This is a genomic window from Vibrio sp. OPT46, assembly GCF_015163535.1.
Taxonomy (GTDB): Bacteria; Pseudomonadota; Gammaproteobacteria; order Enterobacterales; family Vibrionaceae; genus Vibrio; species Vibrio alginolyticus.
In genome coordinates this window covers 18,166-25,771 of record NZ_JADDYG010000054.1, presented here as the reverse complement: position 1 = coordinate 25,771, position 7,606 = coordinate 18,166, and the positions used below count along the sequence as shown (strand labels likewise).

At 46.8% G+C, this 7,606-nt stretch carries 4 protein-coding genes; 2 read left to right on the top strand and 2 right to left on the bottom strand.

Going from position 1 to position 7,606, the window contains the following annotated elements:
- Nucleotides 1–125: 125 nt before the first annotated feature.
- Entirely contained in the window at nucleotides 126–1,475 is a 1,350-nt protein-coding gene (locus tag IQR33_RS02680) for a sigma-54-dependent transcriptional regulator (protein WP_053349389.1), read from the bottom strand.
- 178 nt (nucleotides 1,476–1,653) lie between these two features.
- Between IQR33_RS02680 and IQR33_RS02675 the strand changes: the two genes are divergently transcribed.
- Together IQR33_RS02675 and IQR33_RS02670 are read left to right on the top strand one after the other, a co-directional pair.
- The gene (locus tag IQR33_RS02675) at nucleotides 1,654–3,714 is read left to right on the top strand and encodes a sensor histidine kinase (RefSeq protein ID WP_193838036.1); all 2,061 of its coding nucleotides are present in this window, start codon (nucleotides 1,654–1,656) and stop codon (nucleotides 3,712–3,714) included.
- A 147-nt stretch (nucleotides 3,715–3,861) separates the two neighbouring features.
- Entirely contained in the window at nucleotides 3,862–5,253 is a 1,392-nt protein-coding gene (locus IQR33_RS02670; RefSeq protein WP_064354480.1) for a glycoside hydrolase family 1 protein, read from the top strand.
- A 99-nt stretch (nucleotides 5,254–5,352) separates the two neighbouring features.
- Here the strand turns inward: IQR33_RS02670 and IQR33_RS02665 are convergent, their stop codons facing one another.
- A complete protein-coding gene (locus tag IQR33_RS02665; protein WP_104980344.1) occupies nucleotides 5,353–7,389 on the bottom strand; it encodes a PhoX family protein in 2,037 nt (678 codons plus the stop codon).
- Nucleotides 7,390–7,606 lie beyond the last annotated feature (217 nt).

Below are 7,606 nucleotides of genomic sequence, written 5' to 3'. Positions count from 1 at the left end.
TGGAAGGAACCTCGTTACCTTGTTTGGAGAAGGGAAAGACCTAAATTATAAGTTTGTCCCAGCTCCAGCCAAAAGCGCATAACGTGTTTGTTATGCCAATGATTTTACATTAGCTAGAAATCGCACTAAGTATAGTCGGAGCGATTCAAACCAAACTTCTGCATCTTTTGGTTAAGGGTTCGACGTGGTAAATCCAACTCCTGCATCACCTCATTGATGCGTCCATGATGCCTGACTAAAGAATCATGTAGCACCTTACGTTCAAAGTTATGTAGCTGAATCGCCAACGGCACGCCCGCATGCGTCTCTTCGGTTGTTGAGGATGGTCGACTGGAGAGAATTTCCATCACAGAGACGGTTTCATCCAATGCAAAACGCATCGCTACATTCCTAAGCTCACGTACGTTACCGGGCCAAGAGTAAGCAAGAATGGCCTTTCTATCGGCTTCACTCAGCAGACGACTCTCAGGATTACTTTTCAGAGCAAAGTGTTCGAACAAGATCAACGCATCTTCTTCTCGCTCACGTAGCGGTGGCAAATAGATCTGCGCCACATTAAGACGATAGTACAAATCCTGACGAAACTCGTCATGATCATTGAGATCTTCTTTCGCGGCGGCGATCACTCTCAAATCAACTGAGATCTGTTGGTTGCCCCCAACGCGCTCTACCGTATGTTCCTGTAATGAACGCAACACTTTCACCTGCATGGACAGCGGCATACTCTCGATTTCATCAAAGAATAAAGTGCCTTTATCCGCGTATTCCAACTTACCAATGCGCTTTTTACCCGCTCCGGTAAATGCCCCTGCTTCATGCCCAAACAGCTCACTTTCAAACAGGTTCTCAGGAATAGCGCCACAGTTGATTGGCACAAAATGATAGGATCTGCGTTGGCTTTCATTATGCAAACTGGTCGCCACCAGCTCTTTACCACAACCTGTTTCGCCGTAAATGATCACGTTAGTATCAATGCGTGCTAACTTGGCTACTTGTTCTCTAAGCTGTTGCATCACTCGGCTTCGCCCAATCAACACCTCTTCTAAGCCGCTAACGCTAGATAGGTACTCTTGGCGATCTTGAGTAGACGTTTGTGCGCGATAGCTCTCGACCGCTTCGGTTACTCGTTGGGATAAACGCTCAGGTTGGAAAGGTTTCTCAATAAAATCGAACGCACCGTTTTGTAACGCCCCTACTGCCATATCGACGTCACCATGTCCGGTGATCAAGATAACTGGCGTTGGGACGTGATTGGCAATCAGGCTTTCTAGTATCGACAAACCATCGGTGTCTGGCAGGCGAACGTCACTGACAATCGCATCAAATTCTTGGCTCAGAATGGCCGCTTTGCCCTCTTCGCCTAAACTGAATGAGGTCACATCGAACCCCGCCAGTTGCAGCCATTGGCTGGTAGCCTGACGAACAATGTCATCGTCTTCGATAAGTGCAATTTTAGGGATGTCGTCAAAAGCCATGAGTTACTGCCTGCTTTATGGGGTGGGAAAGAAATCGATCTTTATTAACGGTAGCAAAAACCACTGAGGAGAAAAGGAGCTAGATCTCACTTCTTGCTTACAAGTCTTTAACATCCAACCAGTTAGGCGCACTCTTTAATGACTGTTGGTGAGAACGCACTAGCTGAATGGAGTCGGTATGCAGCGCAAAAGGAATGGCAAAACATGGCTTGTGGTCGCAATTGCGGCAGTGCTGATGTTGTCTTGCTATAGCGCCAGCAGAGAGGTTGCCCGTCAGTGGTTGAGTGTACAAACTCAAACCGAAGCTCAACAAAAACTACTCGACTATATTGGTGAAGTTCGCCGTGCACTCAAACGCTTCTACCACTTACCTTACCTCGTAACCAATAACCCAGAAACCATCGCGTTTGTGAAAGGGAATCTGACTTATTACGAGCCATTGCAAACCCAACTGACTCAGCTAGATAAAGCCGCCAATACGGAAGGTTGGCTAATCCTGTCTAACTCTGGCGAAGTATTGGTCTCGAGTTTAATCGAAGAGCGCTTTAGCCTGTCTGACCGAAAAGCCATTGTGGAACAAATTCACAACCAAGGCGGCGGTGTTTCCTTGGTGAACAAAACCAAAGGTTCGAGCCCATTGTATTATCTTGCAGCCCCTATCTACGATGGTCTGGATATCGCTGGCATTGTGGTGGTGCAAATCAACCTTAGCTTGTTGACCGAACAGACCATTACTAGCCAAGACATCATCACGTTGCAGAATCGTCAACAACGCTTTTTCCTATCGAGTAGCGCGCTTTATAACGCTGACTGGTTTAACGAACCGAGCAACACCGTTCAGTTAGAAACGCAACGCTTATACGACAACACCAATATCAGTGTGTGGACGCTCAACCAGCAACGCTATTTTGCGCACACCGTTAAATTGGATGATTTGAATTGGTACGTAAGCTACCTCACCCCTTCTAAGCCGATTCAACAAACCATCAACGTGATTGGTTGGAGCGTCGCTGTGTTGCTCTTATTGGTTGTATTACTCGTCATCATTGGTCTACAACGTCGCCAAAAGCACATCAACCAACAACGAATTCAAGCCCTGTTGGAAGAGTCCCAATGCCGCTTGAAACAGATGATCAATAAGACCCACGTTGGTTTGCTATTGATTGATGAACAAGGGCAACTGTTCGATCTCAACCCAATGGCAAAGCGCTTGTTCTGTTTGCCAGAAAGCGTCAATCGACATGCTTTTGCTTGGGAGTTATTCGATGCAGGCAATCCCAATTCCACCACACTTAAGTTACTAAAGGACCTGCCTAAGCATAAAGAGCTCGCAGAGATCAGCACGGTCGAAACCATTGCCAGACGCAGTGACGGTAGCGTCTTCCCTGTCTTGTTCTCACTGACCAGTTTCCCTTGGCATGGCGAGCAGTATTTCCTTGCGACGATCATCGACATCAGCAAGCGGAAAAAAGCCGAGCAATCACTGCAACAGGTCAACCAAGAACTGGCGCAGCGAGTTGAAGAGCGAACTCAAGCGCTAAAAGAAGCACAAAGCCAGTTGATTGAATCGAGCAAAATGGCCGCCTTGGGTCGCATGTCGAGCGCGATCACTCATGAGCTCAATCAGCCACTGACGGGCTTGCGCACCCTGCTCACCACGAACGAGCTACTAGCGGAACGCGGTGAAACCGAGATGATGAAAGCCAACAACGTATTGGTGCAGAAGCTGATTGATCGCATGGCAAGCATGACCAGTCAGTTAAAGACGTTCGCCTACAACAAACCAGAAAGCCTACAGGCGATTTCTCTTACCTCCGCACTCGAAGAGACCTTACGCGTTTATCAATCCCAATTAGACAAGGTGGATGTGCGTGTGCGCGTTCCTCATGATTTACCTAATATCATGGGTGAAGAACAACGACTGCTTCAGGTGCTCGGTAATCTTGTCTCGAATGCGCTAGACGCAATGAACAATACCACCAACCCGCAGCTCAGCTTGATCGTCAACCCAACCAGCAATCAGGTCGAACTGATCATCAGTGATAATGGCTGCGGCGTGTCGGATGAGATGCTTGAATCCATGTTCGAACCCTTCCAAACCTCAAAGAAAATTGGTGAAGGATTGGGGCTGGGTTTAGCGATTACGGCCAACAATATGCGTGATATGAACGGACAAATTACTGTGCATAAGAATGAACAAAATGGGCTGACTTTCACTTTATTGTTCAAATCAGCCTAAGGTGATATTGATTACAAAATCATCATTAGAACTAGGCATCCCCGCTGTTTGAGAAAAACACGATCTCGATACAAGAATCCCTCCTTGACCTACACTATTCTCAAGCAAATAAGACGAATAACTTCCGAACGATAAAGAGTGAGAAACATGATTAAGTTTCCTGAACATTTTCTTTGGGGCGGTGCCATTGCTGCAAACCAAGTAGAAGGGGCGTACAACCTTGGGGGTAAAGGGTTATCGACATCAGACATGCTGCCAAACGGTATTTTGAGTCCGCATCAAACCCGTGAAGAGCGTACACCGGGTATCAAAGACGTGGCGATCGACTTCTACAATCGCTACCCAGAAGACATCGCGCTGTTCAAAGAGATGGGCTTTAACTGTCTGCGTCTCTCTTTGGCATGGAGCCGCATCTTCCCGAACGGGGACGAACTAGAACCTAACGAAGAAGGTTTGGCGTTCTACGATAAAATTTTTGACGAACTTGCCGAGCACAACATCCAACCTTTCGTGACATTATCTCACTACGAAATGCCTTACGCACTGGTCGAGAACTACGGTGGTTGGGGCGATCGTCGCGTCATCGAATTCTTCGAACGTTATGCTCGCACCGTGCTGGAACGCTACAAAGACAAAGTGAAGCTGTGGTTAACGTTCAACGAAATCAACATGTCTCTACACGCACCATTTACTGGTGTTGGTTTGCAAGAAGACGCCAGTGAACAAGAGATTTACCAAGCGATTCACCACCAACTAGTCGCCAACGCAAAAGCGGTAAAACTGTGTCAGCAAATCGTACCAAACGGCAAGATTGGTAACATGCTGCTTGGCGCAATCAACTACCCATATACCTGTAACCCTGATGACGTGCTTGCTGCAATGCATGAAAACAACAAGTGGTTGTTCTTCGGTGATGTGCAAACACGTGGTCAGTACCCTGGCTACATGAAGCGTTACTTCCGCGAAAACGGCATTGAAATTCAGATGGAAGCAGGCGACTTAGAAGAAATTGCGTCTGCGAGTGTCGACTTCATCTCATTCAGCTACTACGCAAGTGGCTGTGCAAGTGCAGACCCGAAACAGAAGGAAGTGGGTAACATTGTCGATAGCGTACCAAACCCATATCTTGAGAAGAGCCAATGGGGCTGGTTGATCGATCCAAAAGGCCTGCGCATTCTGCTGAACTTCCTTCACGATCGCTACCAAAAACCACTGTTTGTCGTAGAAAACGGCTTAGGTGCACGTGATGAAATCGATGAAAACGGTGAGATTCAAGATGATTACCGCATCGCTTACTTGAACGACCACCTTGTGCAAGCACACGAAGCGATTCTGGATGGCGTTGAGTTGATGGGCTTTACCAGCTGGGGGCCAATCGATTTGGTCGCGAACTCAACCGCTGAGATGAGCAAACGTTACGGCTTTATCTATGTCGATCGTTATGATGATGGGCAAGGAACGCTAGAACGTAAACGTAAGAAAAGCTTTTTCTGGTATCAAGACGTGATTCGTACTTCAGGCGGTTCATTGAAAAGCTAAGCCTGTTGTCTAGGTACAAAGTGCAACTAGGCATTCGCCTAAACCATCAAGCCCTGCAATTGCAGGGCTTGAATTTTAAGGTGTTTATTCATTTAGAGATTAAACTGCAATCTCTCCACCGTCTTCACGGCGAATAACCACTGTCGCCGCTCGTGGGCGCACAGAAACACCAGCAGGCGTTTCTTCGGCTGCATCTTCACTGTATGGCCAGTTGCCTGGGTGCTGAATATTCACAAACAATGATTTGTAATCAGGGCTGATGGTAAAGCCTGTTACTTCACAACCATTTGGTCCGACAAAGAAGCGTTTCAATTCAGCTTGATTATCCGCACCAATCACAGCTTGATCACCATTCTCATCTGTTAGCTTAGATGGAACAACAGCCAACATTTGATCATTGGTGTAAGACGTGACTTCATCTGCGCCGTTATCAGTCTGAATCCACAAAATACCACGGCCATCAAACGCTAATCCGTCTGGGCTCGCAAACTGGTTTAACTCATTCAAGCCAGAACGGTTGGTATCTGCATCACCATTTGCTGGCGAACCAAACACAAAGATATCCCAAGTAAAGTCAGTTGCTGAAGCACCTTCATCCCAACGGATAACATGACCAAACTTATTATTCAAACGTGGATTCGCAGGATTGGTTTCATCTGTACGGCGCGTATTGTTCGTCAATGTTAAATATACTGAACCCGTGAATGGATCAACCGTACACCACTCTGGTCGATCCATTGGTGTTGCCCCAACTAAATCCGCCGCACCCGCAGTATTGATGATAATTTCAGCCAGTGAATCAAAGTGATCCGCTAACGTACCACCAGCGGTTGTTACGCTATCAAGCGTTAATGGTAACCAAGTACCTGTGCTGTCTTCATTGAAGCGCGCCACATACAGTGTGCCTTCGTCCATGTACTTGTCACCCATCGCCAAGCGGTTATCAGGGTTAGCATCTGCTGGATCCCACGCTGCCGCAGATTCAAATTTGTATAGGTATTCAAAGCGAGAATCGTGACCAGAATAAAATACCACTGGTTTGCCTTCTTCAAGCTTACCGAAAGTACAGCCCTCGTGACGGAAACGACCTAGCGCAGTACGTTTCTTCGCACGTGAGTTTTGCGTGTAAGGGTCAATCTCGACAATGTAACCGTGACCATTGGCTTCATTACGGTAATCATCCATCGCACTTGCTCCTGTTGGAGCCACATTAAAGCGAGAGAACTCATCAAGACGCTCTTCTGCATTACCTGCTAATGTCTCCCACAAGTAGCGTGTGCTTTGGTCATCAACACCAATGCGATCTTGCTCTTCTGTACGAGTCCCGGCGTTAACAAAGTAACCAGGCCAGTTCTCTTCACACGTTAAGTAAGTGCCCCACGGCGTGTAGCCGTTGCCACAGTTGTTTAACGTACCACGCGCTTGGCTGCCATCTGGTGAGAAACGAGTGACAGTTAAAGATGTGTGGGCTACCGGGCCAGACAAATCCATGACTGTCGCACCAGTATAACGACGGTTTAGTGGGTCAGTATCAACCAACTTCCACATGTTGTCTTCCAGTTGAATGCGAACCACTGATACACCGTGCGCGTAAATCTCTTTGCGCACTTCATCTACAATGGTACGTACGCCATTTTCAACCGTCGGACCGTTTGGATGCAGTGCTGATGTGTCGATGTACTCGTGGTTAATACATAGCAAGCCATCTGTAGTGCTATCGTTCAATGGGAAAAAATGCATGCCGTCATGGTGCATGCCTAGCGCATTTAACTGATCGGTACTGGTGTTGGTACCATCATTTTGCCATGCGCTGCCTTGTGCATTAAGTGGTGTTCCCCAAGGTACTAGTACTTGTGCGGTGTAGCCTTGTGGAATTGAAACTGCGTCAGTGAGTGAGCCAGGGATAGATTCAAAGTTAAGAACGGCTTTAGATGCGCCCGAACCACTGCTTACTGTACTCCCTGAGTCAGACGAGTTACAACCAGCCAATCCGAAAGCACCAAACGCTGTCATCGCACTGATACCTAAACCACCTTTCAGAATGCTGCGTCGAGATAGGCTCGCTTCTAATACTTCTTCAAATGGTTTGTTTTCACTTTGGTTATAACGCGTCGCGTCAAAGGTTTCCTTGCTCATTTTTACTTTCCCGATCTTATAGTTTAATTAATAAATAAGTGATTAGTTGAACGGCAAGAAGTTTGGATAAGAAAAATGACAAAAGTGCTTAAAACATATGAAACTTGTGTTTCAACAATACTGCAAACTAAACCAACACAGCTAACGAAGCAATTAAATTCTGGTCACATAATCACCAACTGTATCGCTTCATTCTGATTTTACTTGGGCTAAAGTG

Excerpts from the sequence above, each read along its gene's own strand:
- IQR33_RS02665 (WP_104980344.1), bottom strand. The coding sequence starts at position 7,389 with ATGAGCAAGGAAACCTTTGACGCGACGCGTTATAACCAAAGTGAAAAC.
- IQR33_RS02670 (WP_064354480.1), top strand. The coding sequence starts at position 3,862 with ATGATTAAGTTTCCTGAACATTTTCTTTGGGGCGGTGCCATTGCTGCA.
- IQR33_RS02675 (WP_193838036.1), top strand. The coding sequence starts at position 1,654 with ATGCAGCGCAAAAGGAATGGCAAAACATGGCTTGTGGTCGCAATTGCG.
- IQR33_RS02680 (WP_053349389.1), bottom strand. The coding sequence starts at position 1,475 with ATGGCTTTTGACGACATCCCTAAAATTGCACTTATCGAAGACGATGAC.